This is a genomic window from Pseudonocardia yunnanensis (assembly GCF_039534065.1).
GTDB lineage: Bacteria > Actinomycetota > Actinomycetes > Mycobacteriales > Pseudonocardiaceae > Pseudonocardia > Pseudonocardia yunnanensis.
On the sequence record NZ_BAAAUS010000046.1, the window covers coordinates 19,012 to 42,227 of the forward strand.

Sequence of the window (23,216 nt, forward strand, 5' to 3'; positions counted from 1 at the left end):
CGACAGTGAGCCGATCTCAGCGGGATCGTCACCCATGCCGCCGAGCAGGTCGAACTGGCCGCGCTCCTCGTGGCGTTCGAGGCCGGAGGCTCAGGCCCGCTCGAAGGTGAGGTCGAAGTCCTTGCGCCATGTCGTGCCCGCGTCTTCGGAAGCCTCCCAGCGGCCGACGATCCGGTCCTGTTCGACGTCGGCGATGAAACGCTGGTGAAAGTCCGGGTCCTCGCGGGCCATGGTCCAGTGCCCACCATCGAAGGTCATGGCGTACTGGCGGCAGACGCCGCGGTCGTCGTGATAGAGGGCGACGAACCGGTCGTTCGGGTCACTGCGTCCGAGGACGAGGCTCATCTCGGAATGCGCATGGCGTCCTCCGCCGAGTTCAGACCGCACGACCAGGAACGACTCCCCGAGCCACTCGATCGTGGTCGTACCCGGCACCGTGGTACCTGGCGGTTCGAGGAACCATGCGTCCGACAACGTGGTCGTCCATCGGCCGACGAGCCCATCGAGCTTCTCGAGTTCGGTGTTGCGCACCGTTCCTCCGATCTGTCCGACCCGCGCGACCCTAGCCCGGCCATGGGGTCCGCAGCTAGAACAACGGCCACCCCGTAGCAGCCGCCGATCATTCCGGGTCGCGCATCAGCGTCCGAGGCTATGGGCAGCCTCGGAGAGGATCTCGGTGACGACTTCCGGCCGGGTGATCAGTGGTGCGTGGTCAACCTTGTGGGTACGGGTGCGAGCGTTGCTGCGCTCGGCCATGAACTTTTGGGTGTCGGGGTTGATCATTCGGTCTTCATCGGCGATGAGGAACCACGTGGGTACGTCCTTCCACCGAGGTCTTGGGACCGGCTCCTGAATGCAGGCGACGGCGATGGGGCGCTGGACCGCGGCCAGTACGGCATGTTCTCGGGCGGTTGCGTGCTGTGCGAATGCCGCAGCAAAGGCGTTGGTGGGGAGCCAGATCCAGCCGTCGCTGTCGGGCTTGAGCTCTGGCGCCTGCGGGTGCGGGGGGTCGCGGTAGAAAACGTCGGCGACGGTTTCGCCCTCGTCGGGGGCCAATGCGGCGACGTAGACCAGGGCCTGAACGCGCGGGTGACTTGTAGCGCCGATGACACCGCCCGCGTAAGCGTGGCCGGCAAGAACGACAGGCCCTTCGGTTCGGTCGATGGCTCGCGTGACCGCGTCCACGTCGTCGTCGAGCGAGGTCAACGGGATGGGTGCGGCGGTGACGGTGACTCCGGACTTCTGTAGATCATAAACAACTCGACCCCAGCTTGATCCGTCTGCCCACGCTCCGTGGACGAGAACGACAGTGAGAATATCCGGGCTGTTCGAAATTGGATTCATGCCCTGAATGCTGGCACTCCGCCAAACGTGGGTCAACGCTCTCGCTAGAGACGAGCACACCCGTCTGTCGAAACGTCCTTGAGGTACAGCCGGCTCGGCTTGTTGGCCTCCATCACGCCAGACCGGCGATCAGGCCGAGTCCGAACTTCCGGAGGAACCGCCTCGACCGGTTGCCATGATTATTGGCCTCCAATTCGTCTTGTTCGGCCACTATTCTCGCGGTGGGAATGGGATGATTCGAACATAAGGTTGATAGATTCGCGAGCGGTGTTGGTGGCGAGGCCGAAGCGTGCCAGATGAAGAAGACACTCCACCGTGACTAGGGTGACTAGTGGGAGGGCTCCTGGTGGAGGATCCCTTCCCTGATGACCAGGGGTGCCCGCCGCTCCTGCTGCCACACCGCTGTCTTCGGGCTCGCGGGAGCGCCGCCGCGGGGGGCTCCGCTGCACCGAGGGCTCGCCAGCCTGAGGGTCGGGCGCGTGGGCCGGGTGCTCGTGCGCAGGGCCCTGGGCCAGGGATGAAGCTGCTCCGAGTGTTGTTGAAAGGGGATCGGGTCGCACGACGTTGTGCACCGCAGGTTGTTGAACGCAATGCTCAGCCGAACGGTCACGGCCGCCTCGATGCTCAGCGCTTAGAACTAGCTCGGCACTGAGCGAGATGTCACCGGTCTTGTCGGATCCGCTACCCGGGACGGGCTAGGCCTGACCCCCGATGATGAGATCTGCCGCCCGTTCGGCGACAGCGATCACAGACGGGTTGGTGTTGGCCGACGGAACCGAAGGCATCACGGAGGCGTCGGCAATCCGGAGGTTGTCCACGCCACGTACCTTGAGGTCCGGATCGACGACGGCCATCGCATCCGTGCCGATCTTGCAGGAGCCCACGACGTGGGTATAACTGGTCGCGGTACTCCTGATGTAGGCGCGGTATTCGGAATCGGTCCCGATCTGCGGGCCGGGAAACAGTTCTTCTCCGCGCATCGGGGCGAGCGCCTCGGCGGATCCGATCTCCTGGGCGACCTGAAGCCCGCAGATCATGCGGTCGAGATCGCTGGGATCAGCCAGGAGGTTGGGGTTGACGAGCGGCGGCTGGTCCGGGTCGGGGCCCGCCAGGCGTATCCAGCCGCGACTGGCGGGGGTGAGCAGTCCGAAGACCACGGAATATCCGGTTTCCGGCACGGTCTCCCAGCGCGGGCGTACCGGGAAGTCCGTGAACAGGATGTGCAGGTCCGGCTCGACCGACGCATCACTACGGAGCATGACGTGCGGCTTGCGCGCCATCTCGGGTACATGCACCGGCACCGTGGTGGTGTAGGCGACTTGCGACTTCACGTGGTCATGGAAGTTCTCGCCGACGCCGGGAAGGTCCACTTTTACGTCCACGCCGACGGACCGCAGGTGGTCTCCGGGGCCGATGCCCGAAAGCAGGAGCAACGTGGGGGTGGGGATCGCACCGGCCGCGAGGATGGTTTCCCGGTCCGCGCCCGCTACGAACAGTTCGTTGCCGACCCGATACTCGACGCCACGGCAGGTGGTGCTCTCCAGGAGGAGCCGCCGGACGTGTGCATCTGCGCGGACGGTCAGGTTCTCACGGTTCGCGACCCGGGTCAGATAGGCATCTGCAGTGCTCAGGCGCTTCCCGCCGAGAACATTGTTCTCGTGGAACGACACTCCTTCCCCGGACTCGGCGTTGCAGTCCTCGACGAACGGGTGACCGGACTCGATGGCTGCCTCGAAGCACGCTTCCCAGAGTGGCCCGGTGGTCGACGGCGGTGCGACGTCTATGGGGCCCTCCGTCCCTCGATAGGCCGGATCGCGACCGGGAGCTCGCTCGCTGCGCTTGAAGTACGGCAGGAGAGCGTCGTAGTTCCACCCTGTGGCGCCGCCGGCGTCCCAGGCGTCGAAGCTGGACCGGTTACCGCGGATGAACATCGTGCCGTTGATACCGCTGGACCCGCCCAGCACCTTTCCTTGCGGCACGCGAAGGACCGCACCGTTCAACGCCGGCTGCGGCACGGTTTCGAAATCCCAGTCGACCGACGAGCCCAACAGTTGCCACCACAGGGTGGGGTCCTCCATATCCGGCACGGGTTCGATGGGACCGGCTTCCAGCAGCAAGACCCTCGTATCCGGATTCGCTGAGAGTCGCGCGGCGAGTACACAGCCCGCCGAACCCCCGCCGACCACGATGTAATCGAATGTTTCCACGCGAGATCCTCTGCTCGAGTCTGTGCATCACGGATCGTGCGCTCTCGACCGTAGATTCGTGGCGATTGTTTCACCACCATCACTTTGCAGATGGTGAGCATTGATCGAATCGATACTCGGAGGCACGCTTGAGTGGTCAGAATGCTCGTAACCGACAGTTTTGTGTCACCAGGGTCGCTGGGCGGTTCCGAGGCCCTCAGCGGCCGGTTAGGCCGACTGCATCCCCTTCGTGATCGGTGGACACGTGAAGGAACGACCTCACCGGCCTGATCGTCGCCCGCGTCGTCTCCGGTCTGGGAATCGGCTTGCTGACGACGGCGGCAACCGCCCACCTGCTCGAGTTTCATCCTTGCGCGGCCTGGTGAGAGCCGGGTGCGCGCCGACATCGTGTCGACCGCGGCGAACTTCGGTGGTTTCGCCTTCGGCTCGCCGCTGTTCACGCCGTACATCACGTTTCTCGTGCTGCTGATCATTGCCGCCGTCGTCACCTCGTTCGTCCCCGAGACGCTCGTGCGGCAGACCACAGCCGACGCGACGCTCGCAGGTGAGGCGCTGGCCGGCCTCCTCCTGCTCGGGTTCCTCGGGCTGGCGTTGGCGCCGGTCGGGATCGGTGTCGTCACCTTGGTGCTGCCGTTGACCACCGCGCTGGTGACTTTTCGGCGGCCCTGGTTGCGGTCGTCCTGATCGGCGGAGTCGTGCTCGGAACCCGGCCGGGTGGTCCGCGAGGTGGGTCGTCGATCTCGACGCGCAGTTGAGGAGCTGTGGCCGCTCTGCCGGCGCTACGACTTCCCGCCGGTCTCTTGAGCTGAAGTCAGGTTCAACTCGTACCGTCGCCCAATGACCGATGAACGGAGTCGAACGTGATCGAAGGGCTGGACCGGTACGGCGTCTCGTTGTCCGTGACCGACGATCTGGGGGCGAAGGCCGTCGCAGCCGAGAGGCTGGGGTACTCGGCGATCTGGGTGGCCGGCGGGCAGTTGGCGACGTTGGACCCGCTGCTGGAGATCCTGCGTGCGACCACGCGGGTCGCGGTGGTTCCGGGGATCATCTCGCTCGACGTGCATGGGCCCGGGGAGATCGCAGAGCTCTATGCGGAGGCGGAAGGGATCGCGCCGGGCCGCCTCGTGGTCGGGCTCGGCGGTCCTCAACGCATGCGCGTCGGGGCCGTCGCGGCGGTGGAACGTGCCGCGGACGAGTTCGACGCCGGCACGGCGGTGCCGCGAGATCGCAGGCTGTTGGCTGCGCTCGGACCGCGCAAGCTGGACTTGGCCCGGGACCGATTCGGCGGCGCCGTCACGCTCCTCGTGAACCCCGGCTATACCGCGTGGGCCCGTGCGCGCGTCGGCAGAAGGGCGACCCTCGTCGTCGACCAGATGGTCGTCCTCGACGACGACCCGCAGTCGGCTCGCACCGCCGCACGGGAGCCGCTCGGCTTTCTGTCCACGGTGGGTGGCTACGCGTCCGCGTTTTCGCGGATGGGGTTCGACGACCGCGACATTCACGAGTTGAGCGACAGGCTCGTCGACGATGTGGTCGCCTGGGGCGACGTCGACCCGGTCGTGGCACGGCTGGGCGAGCAGACGGCGGCGGGGGCTGACCACGTGGTGATCGGCTCCGTTGTGACTGCGGGCGGGCTGGACGAACTCGAGATCGCGGAGCGGCTGGCGCCGAGCCTCCGCCTGTGAGGGGCCTCGAGCCCGCGCATCGGGCAGCGACCGGGTGCAGCGGTCCGGCTTGGTCCGATGAGTTCGTCGTGCCGCCACGGTCTATACCGGTGTACCTCGAGCCGTGACGATGACGTGATCAGTTGGGGAGCTCATGACCAGCAATGCATTACCACCGGTCGTCGACGCCGACACCTGGCAGCGCCAACTCGACGTGCTGCGCGCCCGGGAGAAGGCCGCAACCCGAGAGCTCGACGCGATCGCCGCGCAGCGCCGCCGCATGCCGATGGTCGAGATGCCGGACTACACCCTGGAGGGCGAGGAGGGGCCGGTCCGGCTGGCGGAGATCTTCGGCGCGGCGTCGCAGCTGATCGTCTACAACCACATGTGGTTCCCGGATGAGAAGTGGCAGTGCCCGGGCTGCACCGGGTTCACCTCGCAGTTCACCCGGTTGGACATCTTGAACAACTTCGACGCCCGGTTCGTCATCGTCACCCAAGGGCCGATCGACGAGGCGCTCGCTTACAAGAGGCTGGTCGGGAACACCATGACCTGGTATTCGACGGCGAACAGTGCATTCGGCACCGATGTCGGCGCACCGCCCGGCGGCGGTTTCGCTGTCAACGTGTTCCTCCGCGACGGCGATACTGTTTATCGCACCTGGCACACCAACGGCCGCGGCACCGAACAGCTCAGCCACAGCTTCGCGTTGATCGATGTGTTGCCGTACGGACGGCAGGAGGAGTGGCAGGACTCCCCCGAGGGCTGGCCGCAGGGTCCCACCTACAGCCGGTGGGCCGCGTCCGAAGACATCGCCGCGTCCTATGGCCCGTCGGACACACGGAACACGATCACGTCGTAAGTCAGGTGTCGACCTCGTCGCCGGTGTTCTGCTCGCACAGGATCGGGGGGTGGGCGACGCGGTCGACCCACTCCGCGAGGAGCGCGGCCACCGAGGTCACGGTCTCGTCGGTGACGGTTTCGTGGACGGCGAAGAAGGCCAGCAAACCTTGCGCGTCCGGAGTGTCGCGATCGCATCCGGCGCACAGCCCGACGCTGCGGGTCCCGTCGACCCGGGAGCCATCAGCGAGTGTCAGCGGATGCGATGTGCGCGCGACGAGCATCAAGGGCTTGTCGCAGCGGTGGCAGCAGCGCCCGCCGGCAACGTCGACCTCGATCTCGAGTGACACTAGGACGCGACCGCGATCCCGGGGATGTGTTTGAGCTCCCCCAGCAGCGCGGAGGAGACCGTCACCGAGAATCCGTCGATCGCCAGCGGTGTCTCCCGGTTCCGGTAGCACAGCACCAGCGTGAGGGGAGTGCTGCCTGCGTGTGCGACGAGTGCCGACTTCAGCTCTGACACCACCGAGTGGTCCAGTTTCAACGCGTCGGCCTTGAGCACCAGTGGCGGCTCTCCCATGCCGGCCTGCGCGGCGGCCACGTCGAGGGTGATGATCCCTGAGGCGAAGATCGACATGCGCTGCTCGTCGCGGATGTTCACCCGCCCCTTGACCGCGACGGCCGAGTCGGCGACGAGGTCCTCGTGCATCGCCAGGTACGACTTCGGGAAGAACAGCACTTCGATGGCGGCGTCGAGGTCTTCGATCGTGACGATCGCCCAGGGCTCGCCCTTCTTGTTCACCCGGCGATCGACGGAGACGATCATGCCGGCGATGGCGACCTCGCCTTCCTTGGGCGGGTCGTCGAGGATCGCGGCGATGGGCCGGGGGGCGTGCTTGCGCAGGATCCGTTCGGTGCCGTCGAGGGGATGCGCGGAGACGTAGAGCCCGAGCATCTCGCGCTCGTAGGCGAGCATCTGCTTTCGCGGCCACTCTTCGTCGTCGATCTTCAGGTGTGCGAGTGGTGAGTGCTCGGCGGGTGCCGGTTCGTCACCCATGCCACCGAAGAGGTCGAACTGGCCGCGCTCCTCGTGGCGTTTGAGGTTGGTGACGGCGTCGACGGCATCTTCGTGGACCATGAGCAGCGACTTGCGGGGCTGGCCGAACGAGTCGAACGCGCCTGCTTTGATCAGCGACTCGATGGTGCGCTTGTTGCAGCAGACGAGGCTGACCTTCTCGAGGAAATCGGTGAAGGAGGTGAACCGGCCCTTGTTCTTGCGGGTCTCGATGATGGCTTCGACGACGTTGGCGCCGACGTTGCGGACCGCTCCGAGGCCGAAGCGGATGTCGCCTCCGACTGCGGAGAACCACAGGTCGGAGTCGTTGACGTCCGGGGGGAGGACCTTGATGCCCATCCGGCGGCACTCGGCGAGGTAGACGGCCGACTTGTCCTTGTTGTCGCCGATCGACGTCAGCTGGGCGGCCATGAACTCGACCGGGTAGTTGGCCTTCAGATAGGCCGTCCAGTACGCGACCAGGCCGTATCCGGCGGTGTGGGACTTGTTGAAGGCGTATCCGGCGAAGGGCAGCATGACGTCCCAGAGCGTCTGGCACGCCTCCTCCGAGAAGCCCTTGCCGGTCATGCCGGCGCGGAACCCCTCGAACTCCTTCTCGATGATCTCCTTCTTCTTCTTGCCCATCGCGCGGCGCAGCAGGTCGGCCTGGCCGAGGCTGTACCCGGCGAGCTGCTGGGCGATGGCCATCACCTGCTCCTGGTAGACCAGCAGGTGATAGGTCTCGCCGAGGATCGGGTCGAGCGCGTCCTGGAGGTCCGGGTGGATCGGAGTGATCTTCTGCCGGCCGTTCGAGCGCTCCGCGTAGTCCATGTGCGCGTTCGCGGCCATCGGGCCCGGCCGGTACAGCGCGAGCGCCGCGGCGATGTCACCGAAGTGCGTGGGTGCCATGGCCTTGAGCAGCGTGCGCATCCCACCGCCGTCGAGCTGGAACACCCCGAGCGTGTCGCCGCGGGAGAGGAGCTCGTAGGTCTTCTTGTCGTCCAGCTTGAGTGTCGGCAAGTCGATCTCGGTGCTGTGGTTCGCGGCGACCGCTTTCACCGCGTCGTCGACGACGGTGAGGGTGCGCAGCCCGAGGAAGTCCATCTTCAGCAGGCCGATGTCCTCACACGATGGGAAGTCCCATCCGGTGATGACCGATCCGTCGTCGCGCTTCCACAGCGGGATGACATCCAGCAGCGGCTCCGAGGAGAGGATCACCGCGCAGGCGTGCACCCCGGCGTTGCGGACCAGGCCTTCCAGCCCGCGCGCTGTGCCCATGATCCTGCCGACCTCGGGGTCGGTCTCGGAGAGGGTTCGGACCTCCGCGGCTTCGGCGTAACGCTCGTGGCTCGGGTCGAAGATGCCGGACAGCGGGATGTCCTTCGCCGCGATCGGCGGCGGCAGTGCCTTCGAGATCCGGTCGGCGATGGCGAAACCAGGTTGCCCGTGCAGAACTCGGGCGGAGTCCTTGAGCGCGGCCTTGGTCTTGATCGTGCCGAAGGTGATGACCTGGGCGACGTTCTCCTCGCCCCACTTGTCGACGGTGTAGCGCATCACCTCGCCGCGCCGACGTTCGTCGAAGTCCAGGTCGATGTCCGGCGGGCTGACCCGCTCCGGGTTGAGGAACCGCTCGAAGATGAGCTTGTGCTCGATCGGGTCCAGGTCGGTGATGTGCAGGATGTAGGCGACCAGCGAGCCGGTGGCCGAGCCGCGGCCCGGCCCCACGGCGATCTTCTGCGACTTGGCCCAGCGAACCAGGTCGCCGACCACCAGGAAGTAGCCCGGGAACCCCATCTTCGAGATCACGCGCAGTTCGATCTCGATACGTTCCTTGTATTCCGCGGTCAACCCGTCAGGGAATCGCGACGGCGTGTACTTCTCGACGTCCGCGCGCAGCAGATCGTCTTCCGTCTCGCCGGGCTGAAGGGGGAATCTCGGCATCCGGTCGATCTCGGCGTAGACCTCGGCGTACGATTCGACCCGCTCAGCGATCAGCAGCGTACTGTCGGCCGCGCCAGGGACTTCTTTGTCCCAGTATTCGCGCATGTCCGCCGCGCTCTTGAGATAGTAGCCGTCGCCGTCGAACTTGAATCGATTCGGATCGTCGAGGGTCTTTCCTGACTGCACGCACAGAAGAGCGGAATGCGCTTCGGCCTGATCCTGCGTCACGTAATGCGAGTCGTTCGTGGCGAGCGGCGGCAGGTTGAGCTTCTTCGCGACCCCGAGGAGACCCTCACGAACGGAGCGCTCGATCGGGAGGCCGTGGTCCATGAGCTCGAGGAAGAAGTTCTCGGCCCCGAAGATGTCGCGGTAGTCGCTCGCCGCCTGTAGCGCCGCTTCCTCCTGGCCGAGACGCAGCCTCGTCTGCACCTCCCCGGATGGGCAGCCCGTGGTCGCGATGATCCCCTCGGCGTGTTCCGCGACGAGGTCGCGGTCCATGCGCGGCTTGCGGTAGTAACCCTCGAACGAAGCAAGGCTGGACAGCCTGAACAGGTTCCGCAGACCCGTGGCGTTGCGAGCCAGCATCGTCATGTGCGTGTACGCGCCCGCGCCCGAGACGTCGCCACCCTCGCCGAACTCGTCGGAACCGCGCTGCGACGCCTGACCCCAGAATATGGGTTTCTTGATGTGGCGACTGGCCGGTGCGAGATACGCCTCGATACCGATGATCGGCTTGACGCTGCTCTTCGTGGCGCGGCGATAGAATTCCGCGGACCCGTACATGTTTCCATGATCGGTCATTGCCACCGCTGGCATGCCGAGCCGCTCGGCCTCGCCGAACAGCGCATTTACCTTCGCTGCGCCGTCGAGCATCGAGTACTCGGTGTGCACATGCAGATGAACAAATGAATCCGCCACAGGCCCCATCTCTCCCTCGCGCTGCCGGACAGTTCTACCAGGCCTTCACCCCCGGGCTGCCCAGGTCCCGGCGCGCGTCGCCGCAACCACCTGTGCTGCGGCGCTCGCCGGTGGGCCGGGGATCACGAGAGGCTGACCGGGTGGGCCGGGTGCTCACGGCCGCGTGGGCCGAGGAACCGCTGATGGACCGCCCTCGGCAGGCCTGTCGGCCCCTGGCTCAGCACAGCCGGTCGAGGGCCGCTGCGAGATCGCCCGACGGCGACGGCGCTGCGGACAGCTCGTGACGGCGGGCCTCGCCGGGCGTTCTGGTCGCCTCGTGGCGGCGGCCACCCGGTGGGACACGGGACGGCGGGCGCACGTATCGCCAGGAAAGTGTGCGCGCAGCCGTTGGGGCGGGCGGCCGGTGATGGCGGACGCTCGGAACGGATCCGCGGTGGACTCGACGAGGAGGACCCGATGCTCTGGAGATCTCGTGCGTTGAGGACGTGTGCCGTGCTCGCGGCCGCGGTCGTCCTGGCCGCCTGCGGGGCGGTCGGTGCCAACCAGGGCGGCGAGGACAGTCGGCCTCCGCTGCAGGCCATGCGCCCCTACGGCGGCGACCCGGCCACCGAGGGGGAGCCCCGCCGCGGCGGCACCCTGGTCATCGGCAACGACCGCGAAGTCGTGAGCTTCGACCCGACCGTGCAGAACGGCAACGCGGTGGCGATGGCTGTGTACGACCTGCTGTTGCGGCTGACACCCGAGGGCAAGGTCGAGCCGTACCTCGCCAAGTCGATGGAGACCACCGACGACGGGCGCACCTGGGTGATGGGCTTGCGCGAGGGGGTGCTGTTCTCCGACGGGACGCCGTTGGACGCCAACGCGGTGATCGTCAACACCCAGCGCCACATCGACGCGCCCGCCTCGCCCGCGGCCGTGTACGCGAAGCAGATCACCGCGATGAGGGCTCTCGATCCGCTCACCGTCGAGTTCACGCTGGCGGCGCCGCTCGGTGACTTCCCGGTGGTGTTCACCGGGTCGATCTTCGCCGGGACGCTGGGAATGATCATCTCGCCGGCCGCGCTCGCGCAGTACGGCGGCGACATCGGCAACCACCCGGTCGGGGCCGGCCCGTTCAAGGTCACGAGCTGGCAGCGGGACAACCGGATGGAGCTCACCCGCAACGAGCACTACTGGCAGCCGGGGTTGCCGCGCCTGGACGGGCTGGAGTTCCGGCCGCTGTCGGACACCGAGACCCGTTACGCCTCGATGGTCAACGGGGACGTGGACCTGATCTACGGCGGCTACAACACCGAGCTGGTCCGGGCCTACGTCGACCCGAAGTTCACCGTCTACTACGGGCCGGGAAGCGCGGGGTTCTTCTTCACCTTCAACTTCGCCCGCACGCCGTTCGACGACCGGCGCATGCGGGAGGCGGCCGTGCGCGCGATCGACCTACGGGCCCTGGCCGCGAGCCAGTACGGCAACCAACTGGTCGGTTCGGACAGCCTCTTCGAGGCCCGCAGCCCGTATCACACCGAGGCCGCGTCGGACCTGTGGCCGCAGTACGACCCGGAGCAGGCTCGCCGGCTGGTCCAGGAGTACGTGGCGGACGGCGGCAGTCCGCACATCACGTTCACGACCAGCCGCAGCGAGGTCTCGCTCGGCGAGTTCGTGCAGGCGCAGCTCTCTGCCGTCGGGATGCAGGTCGACGTGGAGTTCTTCGACCTGGCCGAGTTCACGTCCCGGGTGCTGCAGGGCGGTGACTTCCAGCTGATCAGCAACCTCGCTCCGGTGGACTACCCGTTCCCGGCCATCGCGCGCCTGCTGGGAACGAACGGCGCGATCAACTTCGGGAAGTACTCCAACCCGGAGGTGGACCGGCTGCTCGCCGAGGCTGCGTCCACTCTCGACGCCGGCGTGAAGACGAAGGCGTACCAGGAGGTCGAGCGGCTGGTCAACGAGGACATCGGGCTGCTGTTCCTCAGCCGCAGCTACGCGTCGACGATCACGAAACCGGAGGTGAAGGGCATCGACCGGACCATCGGTCGCGACATCTTCTTCGCCACGACGTGGCTGGACCGGTGAACGCAATTACTCCCTGGTTGTAGCCGCGGCGCTCGCAGGACCCCTCACCCTGCGAGCGCCGCGGCAGCGGAGAGGCGCGACATGCTGATCCTGGGTGCCGGTGAGCTGCCGGGATCAGGCCCAGCTTCGCAAGGACGAGTTGCTTTTTTGTCATTACTTGGGATCGGTCATAGAGGTTTGCGCATCGAATCCAGGCTTCGTTCGAATCATACATCCATCGCTGCGCATGTCACTCCGGTGGCTCTGGGTTGGACGTTTTCTCGGCGGCATGGACTTTTCCTCTTCGAGGGTTGCAGAAACAGTCCGGCGCAGTGGCCCGGTGTCGAATACGAGCGCGGCTTCGGGTCTGCCCGGCCAGTGGCTGCCCTGGGAGCTGAATGAGATGACCCCTGAGGGTTATTGCCGACTGGCGCGGACGCCCCGACGCTCGTAACGAGGGGTGCATCGAGGTCTTCGTACGGACCCTGGGGGAAGGGGCTGATGGTCGTGGAAGCTCGAACCGGGGGATACCGGACGGACGGGCCCGAGTATCACCAGTGTCGAGTACGACGACGATCGGCTTGGTCATCGCGGCCGTGACGAGGAGGGTGGTCAGCGCTTCCGGGAGGTGGAACGCGGTGCGTCGGACGTGGGGTCCGAACGGAGTGCAAATGGCGGTCTGTAGTTGTCACGATCTACACCAGTCGGAATGTGGATAATTGCTCAGTCCAATGTTGCGGGTTAGCCTCGAGCCCGTGCAGATTCGCGAGTTCTCCGGTGAGGAGTTCGAAGACGTCCTCGGTGAGTTCTTCATACCGGTGATCGTCCGGAGCGATCCCGATTTTCACGGGCGGGTGGCGTTGCAGGAGCTGGACAAGGGCCTGAAACTCTCGCTGACGCGGTGGGGGCCGGCGTCTGCGGTTCGGACCGAACAGATGGCAGCGAGCTCGTCGGAAGAAAGCCGGATGATCTTCGCCGTACAGGCTGCCGGCCGGAGCCACATACTCCAGCGCAACCGTTTCGCCGATCTGGCGATGGGCTCGGCGGTTCTGACCGAGGCACGTAGCGCCTACAAATGGGCCTCGCAGACCGAGAACCGGCAGCTCACCGTGAGTTTCTCCCGCGAACTGCTGCCGCTGCGTACCGCCGAGATCACCGAGGCTTGTGCGCGCATCATGGACCCCGCAACCCCGGCCATGCAGATGTTCGGTGCCTACCTCGGTCGGTTGTTCGGGATCGCCGACCGCCTCAGCGCGGCGCAGCGGCTGGACGCAGGGAAGGCCGCCATCGACCTGCTCGCCATGGCGCTGCGGGACGTCGTCCCCTCGGTTCCGGCCTGCGACGGCTCCGCGGAGGTGCTGCTGGAGATGATGCGCAGGCACGTCCGCGAGCACCTGGCCGACCCGCACCTGCACGTCGAGGAACTGGCGCGGCGCCACCACGTCTCGGTCAGTCACGTCTACACCCTGTTCGAACGAATCGGATCCACGCCCGCTTCGTATCTGCGCGAGCAACGGCTGCTCGCGGCACAGGCGATGCTGTCCGACCCGCGGTATGCCTGGCTCGCGACGCCGGACATCGCAGCTGCGGTGGGGTTCCGTGACCGCAGGACGTTCGAGCGGGCGTTCCGGCGGCAGTACGGGATGACGCCCGGCAACTGGCGCCGTGAGCATCGCCATTCCGGTTCTGCTTCCGCAGCCCTCGAGGAGGAAATGTCCACCCGCTGACGTGAAAACGCCGCCCCGAGATGCCCCGGTGCGGTAGATCGGGTGACTCGGTCAGGAAGACGTTTCCTCGCCGACCAGCACGCGCCTCGCCCCGCTCAGCCGGCCCTGGGCGACCGCGAGCAGCGCACCGACGAGTGTGATCAGCGCACCGATGGCCTGGATCACGGTGAAGGACTCGCCGAGGAACAGGATGGAAGAGATCGTTCCGAAAACGGGCACCGCGAACATGCTGATCGTGGCGGTGACCGGACTGACCGAACGGAGCCCGCGGTAGTAGAAGAGGTACGCGACCGCCGTCGGCCCTATCGCGAGAAAGACAACGTTGGCCCAGGTGGTCACCCTCACCGAGGACCAGTCCGTATGGGGCACCGACGGGATCGCGACCAGCATCAGAGCCAGCGCTCCGATCCCGGTGGCATAGGTCGTCGCTCGTAACGGCTCCAGACCCCTCAGCACCTGCTTCGAGGCGATGCTGTACGCCGCCCAGCATCCCGCGGCGAACAGGTAGATGAGATCGCCCACCAAGCGCGACCCGGTCAGTCCGTTGCCGGTGCCGCCGATGCCGACGAAGAACACCACCGCCCCGGTGATGCCAAGGGCGAGACCCACCACCCGGACGGCAGATGCCGCCTCTCGGCCCGTCACCAGGAAGACGAGGGTGGTCAGCACGGGGCTCAGCACCGGCACGATGATGCTCCCGTCGATCGCGGGGGCGAGAGAAAGACCCCAGAAAAAGAAGAAATTGTAGGCAAAGACGCCGATCAGGCCGACCAGGCCTGCCCGCGTCAGATCCCGCCATGAGAATGCCGTCGAGCCGGGCCTCAGACAGAGAACGAGCACGAGGATGACGGCGCCGCCGCCGAACCGCAGCGCCGCGGCCACGTCGTGCGGCAGCTGCCCGACCACAACCTTGGAGGTGGTGAACGCGACCCCGAACAGGGCCATGGTGATAAACAGGTAAAGGTAGGGGGCAACGCCGGCGCGCTGCCCGTCATCAGGTCGACCGGGCATGATTGCAGTTCCACTTGTCGTCGGGTCCAGAGGGCGTGCGCGCCGCGGGATCAGTCCGGTCAGAAGGCACGCCCTTGAGCGTCCGCCCCGTGCCGGCCCTGGCTTCGATGTCTGCCCGGAGACCACTGTCGCAGACAGCACTCTGCCCAACAATGCAGTTACCCCCATTCAAGGGTAGCGGCGATGTCGCCGGTCGCCTCATAGTCCTCGTCGACGAAACTGAGGAAATACGGAGTGGAGGCTTCAGTCGGTGATTGCTGATTCTGAAGTCGAGACCGAGATCGTGGTGCGGAAGGCCCGCGACCGGGACGGTGAGTCGGTTGGCAGATTCCTGGTCGGGCTGTCCTCGGCCAACCGCTACCAGCGGTTCTTGTCGAGCGGAATCAGTTATGTGAGCCCGGCCCTGATCCGGGAGATGGTCACCGTTACGCCCAGCCAACTCGCACTGCTCGCGCTGGACGGGGACACCGTCGTCGGGCACGTCATGGCCGTCCGTTCCGGTGAACGCGCCGTCGACCTGGGGATCGTCGTTGCCGAGGCCTACCAGCACCGGGGCATCGGCCGGCGGTTGGTGCGCGAACTCGCCGACACCATTGCTGCTTTCGGCGTCACCGAGGTGCGTTGCGACGTGCTCAGCGAGAACTACTTCGTGCTGGGCTGGCTGCGGCGATCGCTGTCGGACATCCGGTGTGAGCGCAGCGGTGAGACGACGACCGTGCACGGCAGCCTCCCCGTGCACGCCGGCTGACCACGACAGCCACTGCCTGGGGCAATACGACTCGGAAGGATGGATCATGGATCGCACGCGGACGCACGGCTGGGCGGACCCGGTGGAACTGGCGACGGCTGCGCAGAATACGGACGGGCTCGTCTTCTCCCGCCAACTAGCTTCTGGTGAGCAGGGGCCGACACCGATCTTCGCCACCCTCGGCTACGCGCTCACCGAGGTCGATCACGGACATGCGGTGTACGTGGGCGTGCCCGCGGAACACCTGTACAACCCGATCGGTTTCGTGCACGGCGGATTCGCCGCCACGATGCTCGAGAGCGCAGCCGGCAGCGCCGTGCACTCCACGGTGCCCGCTGGTACCGGCTACACCACCCTTGACCTCTCGGTGCACTACCTGCGGCCGATCACCGCGGACACCGGCCCGATCCGGGCCATCGGCACCCTCATCAACCGCGGACGTCGCACCGCCCTGGCCCAGGCCGAGCTGCGGGATCCGGCGGATCGACTGCTCGCGCACGCGACCAGCTCCTGCATGATCTTCCCACCCGACGCATGACCGGACGGCGCAGGACGACCGCACGACGATCGCTGCGGCAGCAAACGTTGTCGTGCACAGCCGGGAGAGCTTTTCGATGATCAGTAGGAGACGATTCACCCAGGCCTTCGCCGCGACGCTGGCAGCCACATCGCTGGCCGGCTGTTCATCGCAACAGGCTGCCCTGTCGCCCGCCCCGCCTCCCACGAACGACCTCAGGTCGGGTTCCGGGAAGAACACCTCGCTCAGCCCTGTCAAACAGATCCGGGCAGGTGTCCTCAGCATCGGATACGTCGAGTTCGGACCGGCCACCGGTCCGGCGGTGGTGCTGCTCCACGGCTGGCCCTACGACCCCCACAGTTACGTGGATGTCGGCCCGTTGCTCGAGGCGGCCGGATACCGGGTCGTCATCCCGTATCTGCGCGGATTCGGTCCGACGACCTTCCTCTCGAAGGACACGGTCCGGAACGCGCAACAATCGGCGGTGGCCCTCGACGTCATCGCGCTGATGGACGCCCTCGAAATCGACAAAGCGATCCTCGGTGGATTCGATTGGGGCGTGCGGACGGCGGGCATCATCGGGGCCCTGTGGCCGGAACGGGCCAAGGCACTCGTCGCGGTGAGCGGTTACGGGATCAACGACCTCAAGGCGAACCTGCAACCGCTGGGCCCGGCAGCCGAATACGGCTGGTGGTACCAGTACTACTTCGCCACGCAACGCGGCGTCCTCGGCTACGGCCAGAACCGCCACGATTTCAACAAGCTCATCTGGAAGATCGTGTCACCCAACTGGAACTTCGACGACGCCACCTACGAGCGCACAGCGGCGTCTTTCAGTAACCCGGACCACGTCGACATCGTCATCCACAACTACCGCTGGCGGATGAGCCTCGCCCCTGGCGAACCGCAGTACGACGTCTACGAGGAGAAGCTCGCCATGGCTCCGGCCATCGCCGTGCCGACGATCACCATCGGCAGTGATTTCGACGGTGCGACTGCGGACGGGAACGCCTACCGTGACAAGTTCACGGGACGGTACGAGCACCGAATCTTCACGGGCATCGGGCACAACGTCCCGCAAGAGGCGCCGCAGGCCTTCGCGCAGGCCGTCATCGACGTCGACCACTTCTGACGGGACCCGTTCCGAGCGGCCTGGAACGTACTGTCCCGGTCGCTCATTACGTGAAATCCCCCGACCCGAGGCAGGAAGACACTCGGGTCGGGGGATTTCTTCGTGGGGAGCGGCGGGGCTCGGTGTGGGCGTTGCTCGTCCGGTCGGTCAGGCCTTGGCCTGGCGCAGCAGGCGACGGGATCTGAAGTTCATGCCGGTGGTCGCCGAGGCGATGTCGCCGGCGATGAGCGCGGCAGCGGCCGTGTCGAGGGCTGCCATCACATGGGTGTAGAGCGCGGAGCCGAGACTGATCCGCTTGACCCCGGCCTGCTGTAGCTCGGCCACGGACAGCGTCTTGTCCGCGGGAGAGACCACGACATTGACCGGCTTGGGGGCCACCGCCCTGACGATTGCTTGCACTGCTGCGAGGTCAGGGGGACGGGGGGCGTACAGCACGTCTGCCCCGGCTTCGGCGAAGGCTGTCAGGCGTCGGATGCTGTCATCCAGGTCGGGACGTCCCTGGATGAAGTTGTCGGTTCGGCCGGTGACAACGATGCGGCCATTGGCCGCGGTGACGGCGTGTCGGATCCGGTCCACCGCCTCGTCGAACGGCCGGATCGGTTCCTGGGGGTCGCCCGTGGTGTCCTCGATGCCGATTCCGGCCAGCCCGGCATCGATGGCAGCCTCGACCGTGGCGGCCACGTCGTGACTGGTCTGCCCGTAGCCGTCCTCGAAGTCACCGTTGATGGGCAGACCGGTGAGTCGTCCGAGGAGCTTCGCGTGTTCGAGATGCTCCTCCCGACTGACCGCGTGACACCCGTCGAGACGTCCCAACGTGGCAGCGAGGGCGGCCGATGACGTGCCGATCGCCTCGAAGCCTGCGTCGGCCAGCAGCAGGGCGGAGAGCCCGTCCCAGGCGTTCGGCATGACGAGGCCCTCGGCACGGGTGTGCAGGGCGAGAAAATGCTCGTAGGTTTCGGAGCCACGCATGACGGCTTCCCTAAGCTCGGTGTCGTTCAGGATTGGTGTGTCTCGGTTCGATAATTGACGATTATGCGGCCGTCGACGGTCTCGGCGCTACCCTTGAATGAGGGTAACTGCATTGATCGGCAGGTGCTGGTTTGCGATAATGGCGTCACGGGTCGGGCGCCGCAGCCGACTCCGGCGCCGGCGCGCGCTGAAGCGCGGCCAAATTCCCCGTGATCTGTGCCGACGGGAATCCCCGTTAGGAGGATCCTTGTCTCTCGACACCGAGCGACTTCCATCTTGGCTGACCTGGCAGCAGCGGCCGTTCCCGGACGCCAACCTGCTCCTCCTGCAGGGGCGGCAACCGGCTCTTGTGGACAGTGGTTTCGTCGGTCATGCGGTGGAGACCGCGGAGTGGGTACGAGCGCACACCGGGCAGCTCCATCTCGTCGTGAACACGCACTGGCATTGCGACCACGTCGGGGGGAACGCGCTGCTGCAGGCAGCCGGTGCCGGGATCGCCGCCAGCGCGCCGGACGCGGTGGCGCTCGCCCGACGTGATCCCGGCTGCTGCCAGATGGAGTACCTCGACCAACCCGTCGCCCCGTACATCGTCGACGAGCCGCTCGACGACGGTCGGGTGCTCCGGCTCGGCGACGCCGATTGGGAGGTCGTCCGCACGCCCGGGCACACCCCCGGCCACCTGGCGCTCTGGCAGCCCGAGGAGCGGCTGCTCGCGGTCGGAGACGCGCTGTCCGACTACGACGTCGGCTGGGTGAACCTGGCCCTCGACGGCCCTGATGCGACGACCACCGCGCTCGCCTCCCTTCAGCACCTGGTCGACCTCGCACCGCGAGTACTGCTGCCTTCACACGGGCCGATTCCGGCTGACACCGGCGCGGCGCTCGCCAACGCGCTACGCCGCGCCCAGCGCCTCGTCGATGATCCCGACGGTGCGGTGTGGTACGGCGCGCGGCGGGTCTTCGCGTACGCCCTGATGATCCGGGGAGGCATCCCGGTCGACACGGTGGAGCCGTACCTCCACTGCCGGGCTTGGCTCACAGACGCGGCGCGGCTGTTGAACAGGTCTCCCGAGGCATTCGCCGCCGAACTGATCGACACAATGCTGCGTGCCGGCTCCATCGTCCAGCGGGACGAACGACTCCACGCCGCAAGTGAGCACACCCCGGTTGCGCCCGAATCACTTCAGGTGCCGCTGCCCAGCGCGTGGCCGGCGGCACAACCGAGGCCGGCGAAACCCGTGCAGCTGTCCTGACTCTCACGGTATTCACGAGACGAATTTCTGCCGGCATCGAGCCCGAAGACAATCATGAGACATCCCTTGGGAGTTTTACTGTGGACGAGTCCGTGCAACGACGGACAGCCTGGATTCGAGTGGCCGCAGCACTGTTCGGTATTGCGTGGGGTGCGAACCACTTCACACCGCTGCTGCTGGTCTACCGATCCGAGCTGAAGCTGCCGGACTCGGCGATCACGGGCATTTTCGGGATCTACGCAGTCGGCCTGGTTCCGGCACTCATCCTCAGCGGGCGAGCCGCTGACCGGTACGGGCGTCGCGCGGTGCTACGGCCGGCCACGCTGGTCTCGGTACTCGCCTCGGTGGTCCTGATGATCGGCCCGGTCTGGTGGCCATTGCTCTATGTCGGCCGACTACTGGCCGGGATGGCCTCCGGAGCGGCGTGCAGCGCGGGCACTGCCTGGGTGTCAGAGCTCTCCGCCCCCGGCCTGGGAGCCCGGCGTTCGGCGGCCGCGCTCTCCCTGGGCTTCGGTGTCGGACCACTTCTGGCGGGTGCCCTCGCCCAGTGGCTCCCGCTGCCGACCGAGGTGTCCTATGTCGTGCACCTCGCTCTCATGGCCGGTGTCATCATCCTGGCCTGGCGCGTGCCGGAGACCGCACCCGCCAGCAGGCGAACCGAGCGCAGTCGGTGGGTTCCGCGTCCTGCCGTCTCGCGTCACTTCCTGCTCGGCGTGGTTCCGTGGGCACCATGGGTCTTCGGGACCGTCGCGATCAGCATCGCCACGCTTCCCGCACTGCTGGCCAACCATTCGGGGGGCCCCATCAGCGCTCCGGTCGCATTCAGCGGTCTGCTCGGTGGGCTGACGCTGCCCCTCGGTGCGCTCGTTCAACCGATCGCGCGGCGGCTCGCTCAGGCCGGCCACCTCCACGCGCCGGTGGCCGGCCTACTCCTCGCGTCACTCGGCCTGGCCGGCGCGGCAGTGGTGGCCTGGCGGCCCGACATACCGCTGATCGTGGCGACGGCAGTAGTCCTCGGCGCGGGCTACGGCGTCTTGATGGTCACCGGCCTGGCCAGGGTTGAACTGCTCGCCGAGCGGCACGAGTTCGCCGGGCTGGTGAGCATCTTCTACGCATTGGCCTATCTCGGGTTCGGGGCGCCCTATCTGGTCGCCGCGCTCGCGGGCGGGGTCGCGTACGCGCGATGGCTCGGGGTCGCGGCATTCGTAGCGTTGGCCACCATTCCGGTCATGATGCTCGGTGGCAGGCCTGTCCGGCGAATCATGGTCCGCAGGAGCGAGCAGCCCGGAGTCTCGTCACGAGAAGCTGGAGAACGTGCGGAGGTGGTTCGGCCCGTCGGCGGACGCGAAGGCTGAGTTCTCGATCAGGCGGCCGTGACGTCCGTCTCGGCGCAGGCGACGGCGAGGCGGTGTACGCCCTCGACGACCTCGTCGGTGCCGGCGGTGTCGGCGAAGCCGAGGCGCAGGTGCGGGGCTGAGGCCTCGGCGGCGAAGTAGGCGCGGCCGGGCGACACAGCAACGCCGGCACGGAGGGACGCGGCCGCAAGGGCAGTCTCGTCGGTGCCGCCGGGGAGGCGGAGCCACAGGTAGTGGCCGCCGGTAGGGGCGCGGACCGAAGCAGCGAGGCCGGGCAACTCGCGGTGGAGCGCGGTGACCATGGCGTCGCGGCGGTCACGGAGGCCGGCAGCGATGGTGCGTAGATGACGTGACCAGGCGGGAGAGCCGACGAGGTCGAGGGTGGCCTCCTGGATCGGGCGGGGCACGAAGAAGCTGCCGACAACCTGGATCGCGCGCAGGCGTTCCATCACCGGGCCGCGAGCGACCATCGCGGCGATGCGGAAGCTCGGTGAGGTGGGTTTCGTCAGTGAGCTGACGTGGACGACGGTGCCGTAGGGATCGTCGGCGACCAGGGGTGGTGGGAGTGGGCCGCCGTGACCGACGCGGCGCGCGAAGTCGTCCTCGATGACGAAGGCGTTTGCGGCGTGCGCGATCTCGATGACCTGGCGGCGGCGGTCGTGGGCGAGGACGGCGCCGGTCGGGTTGTGGAAGAGCGGTTGGCAGTAGAAGACCCGGGCGTTGGTGGCGGCGAGGGCGTCGTGCAGGAGGTCGAGGCGCACGCCGTCGTCGTCCATGGGTACCGGCACGAGGCGCAGCCCCGCGGCTCGGGCGGCGGCCAGCACTCCCGGGTAGGTAGGTGACTCCACGAGCACCGGTGAGCCCGGCGGGGTGAGGGCGTGCAGTGCGGTGGTCAGCGCGGTCTGGCCACCCGCCGTGATGAGCACTTCGGCGGGGGTGATGCCACCGCCGACTTCGCGAGCGAACCAGGCGCGCAGCGCGGTCAGGCCTTCCAGCGGGGGCCGCTGCCAGGCGCCGGGGCGGCGGGCGGCCCGAGCGAACGCAGCGCCGATGGCCTGTTCGGGTTGGAGCGAGGGGTGCAGGTAGGCGCCGTTGAAGGCGATGACGTTCGGAGGCGGGACCGCGAGATTGGTGCTGATGCCGGTGGCGTCGACGATCCGCGATGCGGGCTCGCCTGCTCGCTGGTCTTCGGCGGTGAGTGCGACCTGCTGCCAGGACGTGTCGACGGTTCTGATCTCTTCCGTGCTGTGGTGCGCGCGGTAGGCGCCGGCGCCCGGTCGGGTGGTCACCAGTCCCTCGGCGACAAGCGTGGCCAACGCCTGCGAGACGGTGACCGGGCTGACCCCGAAGCGTTCAACGAGAGCCCGGCTCGACGGCAGCTTCTGTCCTGGCAAGTAGCGCTGAAGCTCACTTCGCAGAGAATCGGCGACGTTTCGCGAGCTGCTACCGTTGGACATGAGGTGCGATAGTAGCGCTACTGCGATGCCGTCGGTAGCGGTCGGCGGCGCGGTCCTGCCGTCTGTGATCGATGCGATCGGCTCGACTCCGATGGTCAGGCTGGACCGTCTCACGGCCGGTGTGGAGGGGACGGTTCTGGCCAAGCTGGAATACCTCAATCCCGGCGGGTCCAAGAAGGATCGAGTAGCCAAGTGGATCGTGCAGGACGCCGAGCGGGCCGGCCTGCTTCGGCCCGGTCAGCCCGTGGTCGAACTCACCAGCGGAAACACCGGAGCGGGACTCGCGATCGCCTGCGCGGTCACCGGCCATCCGTTCGTGGCGGTGCTGTCGAAGGGCAACTCTGCCGAGCGGGTGCGAATGATCGCCGCGCTGGGGGCCGAGGTCGTTCTCGTGGACCAGTTGCCGGATTCCGTCCCCGGCCGTGTATCGGGAGGCGACCTCGAACTGGTCGAACAGGAGGCCCGAAGAATCGCCGACGACCGTGGCGCGTTCCGCTCCGACCAGTTCGAGAACCGCAGCAATGTGGACGCCCACTACAGAGGCACGGGACCGGAGATCTGGGAACAGACGGGTGGCAGGATCGATGCCTTCCTCGACTTCGTCGGGACCGGCGGGTGCCTGGCGGGCGTGACACGCGCTCTCAAGGAACGCGCGCCGTCCATCACGTGTCTCGCCGTCGAGCCGGAGGGCGCCGCGGCTCTTGCCGGGAAAGCCGCTTCCCAGCCCAACCACCCGATCCAGGGCGGTGGTTTCGCCCGGTCCGACCTCACGCACCTGCGTGATGTTTGCCTTGACGGGTACGTGCAGGTCACCGGTGATGACGCACGATCGACCGCTCGCCTGCTCGCCATGCGTGAAGGCATCTTCGCCGGCTTCTCCGCGGGTGCCAATGTCGCCGCGGCCCTGAGCCTGCTGCGAAACGACTTGTCCGGCGCCACCATCGCGCTGGTCATTCCCGACTCCGGCCTGAAGTACCTGTCCACGGACCTGTGGGAGTAGCGACGAGACCGCCCAGTGGCGGGAATTTCACATG

Annotated in this window: 20 protein-coding genes; 12 read left to right on the forward strand and 8 right to left on the reverse strand. The window is 67.0% G+C overall.

What is annotated here, in order from left to right; genetic code table 11:
* Positions 1 to 90: 90 nt before the first annotated feature.
* Both ABD743_RS35765 and ABD743_RS35770 read right to left on the reverse strand, forming a co-directional pair.
* Complete coding sequence (locus ABD743_RS35765) at positions 91 to 531, reverse strand: hypothetical protein (protein WP_344727757.1); 441 nt, start codon at positions 529 to 531, stop codon at positions 91 to 93.
* Between the two features lie 105 nt (positions 532 to 636).
* Positions 637 to 1,344, reverse strand: coding sequence for an alpha/beta fold hydrolase (locus ABD743_RS35770; RefSeq protein ID WP_344727758.1), 708 nt, complete (start codon positions 1,342 to 1,344; stop codon positions 637 to 639).
* A gap of 365 nt (positions 1,345 to 1,709) precedes the next feature.
* On the opposite strand from ABD743_RS35770, the gene ABD743_RS35775 reads away from it, so the two are divergent.
* Positions 1,710 to 1,865, forward strand: coding sequence for a hypothetical protein (locus ABD743_RS35775; RefSeq protein ID WP_344727759.1), 156 nt, complete (start codon positions 1,710 to 1,712; stop codon positions 1,863 to 1,865).
* 174 nt (positions 1,866 to 2,039) lie between these two features.
* On the opposite strand, the gene ABD743_RS35780 is transcribed toward ABD743_RS35775, so the two are convergent.
* A complete protein-coding gene (locus tag ABD743_RS35780) occupies positions 2,040 to 3,551 on the reverse strand; it encodes a GMC family oxidoreductase (protein ID WP_344727760.1) in 1,512 nt (503 codons plus the stop codon).
* Positions 3,552 to 3,923: 372 nt separating this feature from the next.
* Here ABD743_RS35780 and ABD743_RS35785 point away from each other — a divergent pair, with 372 nt between their 5' ends.
* From ABD743_RS35785 to ABD743_RS35795, 3 genes are all read left to right on the forward strand, one after another.
* Positions 3,924 to 4,235 carry a hypothetical protein gene (locus tag ABD743_RS35785; RefSeq protein ID WP_344727761.1) on the forward strand — a complete coding sequence of 104 codons (312 nt, stop codon included), beginning with the start codon at positions 3,924 to 3,926 and terminating at the stop codon, positions 4,233 to 4,235.
* 176 nt (positions 4,236 to 4,411) lie between these two features.
* On the forward strand, positions 4,412 to 5,236 hold the full coding sequence (locus ABD743_RS35790) for a TIGR03620 family F420-dependent LLM class oxidoreductase (protein ID WP_344727762.1): 825 nt from the start codon (positions 4,412 to 4,414) through the stop codon (positions 5,234 to 5,236).
* 133 nt (positions 5,237 to 5,369) lie between these two features.
* Positions 5,370 to 6,077: a DUF899 domain-containing protein gene (locus ABD743_RS35795; RefSeq protein ID WP_344727763.1), complete on the forward strand. Its 708-nt coding sequence runs from the start codon at positions 5,370 to 5,372 to the stop codon at positions 6,075 to 6,077.
* A 1-nt stretch (position 6,078) separates the two neighbouring features.
* Here the strand turns inward: ABD743_RS35795 and ABD743_RS35800 are convergent, their stop codons facing one another.
* Entirely contained in the window at positions 6,079 to 6,405 is a 327-nt protein-coding gene (locus ABD743_RS35800) for a DUF6300 family protein (RefSeq protein ID WP_344727764.1), read from the reverse strand.
* On the reverse strand, positions 6,405 to 9,968 hold the full coding sequence (dnaE, locus tag ABD743_RS35805; RefSeq protein WP_344727765.1) for a DNA polymerase III subunit alpha: 3,564 nt from the start codon (positions 9,966 to 9,968) through the stop codon (positions 6,405 to 6,407). Before dnaE ends, ABD743_RS35800 begins: the two co-directional genes overlap by 1 nt.
* Positions 9,969 to 10,424: 456 nt before the next feature.
* Here dnaE and ABD743_RS35810 point away from each other — a divergent pair, with 456 nt between their 5' ends.
* Positions 10,425 to 12,035 carry an ABC transporter substrate-binding protein gene (locus ABD743_RS35810; RefSeq protein ID WP_344727766.1) on the forward strand — a complete coding sequence of 537 codons (1,611 nt, stop codon included), beginning with the start codon at positions 10,425 to 10,427 and terminating at the stop codon, positions 12,033 to 12,035.
* A gap of 734 nt (positions 12,036 to 12,769) precedes the next feature.
* Positions 12,770 to 13,741: a helix-turn-helix domain-containing protein gene (locus ABD743_RS35815; protein WP_344727767.1), complete on the forward strand. Its 972-nt coding sequence runs from the start codon at positions 12,770 to 12,772 to the stop codon at positions 13,739 to 13,741.
* 51 nt (positions 13,742 to 13,792) lie between these two features.
* On the opposite strand, the gene ABD743_RS35820 is transcribed toward ABD743_RS35815, so the two are convergent.
* Positions 13,793 to 14,878, reverse strand: coding sequence for a DMT family transporter (locus ABD743_RS35820; protein ID WP_344727768.1), 1,086 nt, complete (start codon positions 14,876 to 14,878; stop codon positions 13,793 to 13,795).
* Positions 14,879 to 15,002: 124 nt separating this feature from the next.
* On the opposite strand from ABD743_RS35820, the gene ABD743_RS35825 reads away from it, so the two are divergent.
* The 3 genes from ABD743_RS35825 to ABD743_RS35835 all read left to right on the forward strand — a co-directional run bounded on the left by ABD743_RS35825 (position 15,003) and on the right by ABD743_RS35835 (position 17,149).
* Positions 15,003 to 15,500, forward strand: coding sequence for a GNAT family N-acetyltransferase (locus ABD743_RS35825; protein ID WP_344727770.1), 498 nt, complete (start codon positions 15,003 to 15,005; stop codon positions 15,498 to 15,500).
* A gap of 46 nt (positions 15,501 to 15,546) precedes the next feature.
* Positions 15,547 to 16,038: a PaaI family thioesterase gene (locus ABD743_RS35830; protein WP_344727771.1), complete on the forward strand. Its 492-nt coding sequence runs from the start codon at positions 15,547 to 15,549 to the stop codon at positions 16,036 to 16,038.
* Positions 16,039 to 16,114: 76 nt separating this feature from the next.
* Positions 16,115 to 17,149, forward strand: a complete 1,035-nt coding sequence (locus ABD743_RS35835) for an alpha/beta fold hydrolase (RefSeq protein WP_344727772.1) — start codon at positions 16,115 to 16,117, stop codon at positions 17,147 to 17,149.
* A gap of 147 nt (positions 17,150 to 17,296) precedes the next feature.
* On the opposite strand, the gene ABD743_RS35840 is transcribed toward ABD743_RS35835, so the two are convergent.
* The gene (locus ABD743_RS35840) at positions 17,297 to 18,118 is read right to left on the reverse strand and encodes an isocitrate lyase/PEP mutase family protein (protein ID WP_344727773.1); all 822 of its coding nucleotides are present in this window, start codon (positions 18,116 to 18,118) and stop codon (positions 17,297 to 17,299) included.
* 247 nt (positions 18,119 to 18,365) lie between these two features.
* Here ABD743_RS35840 and ABD743_RS35845 point away from each other — a divergent pair, with 247 nt between their 5' ends.
* Positions 18,366 to 19,370, forward strand: a complete 1,005-nt coding sequence (locus ABD743_RS35845; protein WP_344727775.1) for an MBL fold metallo-hydrolase — start codon at positions 18,366 to 18,368, stop codon at positions 19,368 to 19,370.
* A gap of 92 nt (positions 19,371 to 19,462) precedes the next feature.
* A complete protein-coding gene (locus ABD743_RS35850) occupies positions 19,463 to 20,725 on the forward strand; it encodes an MFS transporter (RefSeq protein ID WP_344727776.1) in 1,263 nt (420 codons plus the stop codon).
* 8 nt (positions 20,726 to 20,733) lie between these two features.
* Here ABD743_RS35850 and ABD743_RS35855 read toward each other — a convergent pair whose 3' ends face one another.
* Positions 20,734 to 22,182 carry an aminotransferase-like domain-containing protein gene (locus ABD743_RS35855; RefSeq protein WP_344727777.1) on the reverse strand — a complete coding sequence of 483 codons (1,449 nt, stop codon included), beginning with the start codon at positions 22,180 to 22,182 and terminating at the stop codon, positions 20,734 to 20,736.
* Between ABD743_RS35855 and ABD743_RS35860 the strand changes: the two genes are divergently transcribed.
* Complete coding sequence (locus ABD743_RS35860; RefSeq protein WP_344727817.1) at positions 22,181 to 23,182, forward strand: PLP-dependent cysteine synthase family protein; 1,002 nt, start codon at positions 22,181 to 22,183, stop codon at positions 23,180 to 23,182. The two genes, ABD743_RS35855 and ABD743_RS35860, sit on opposite strands and share 2 nt — an antisense overlap.
* Positions 23,183 to 23,216 lie beyond the last annotated feature (34 nt).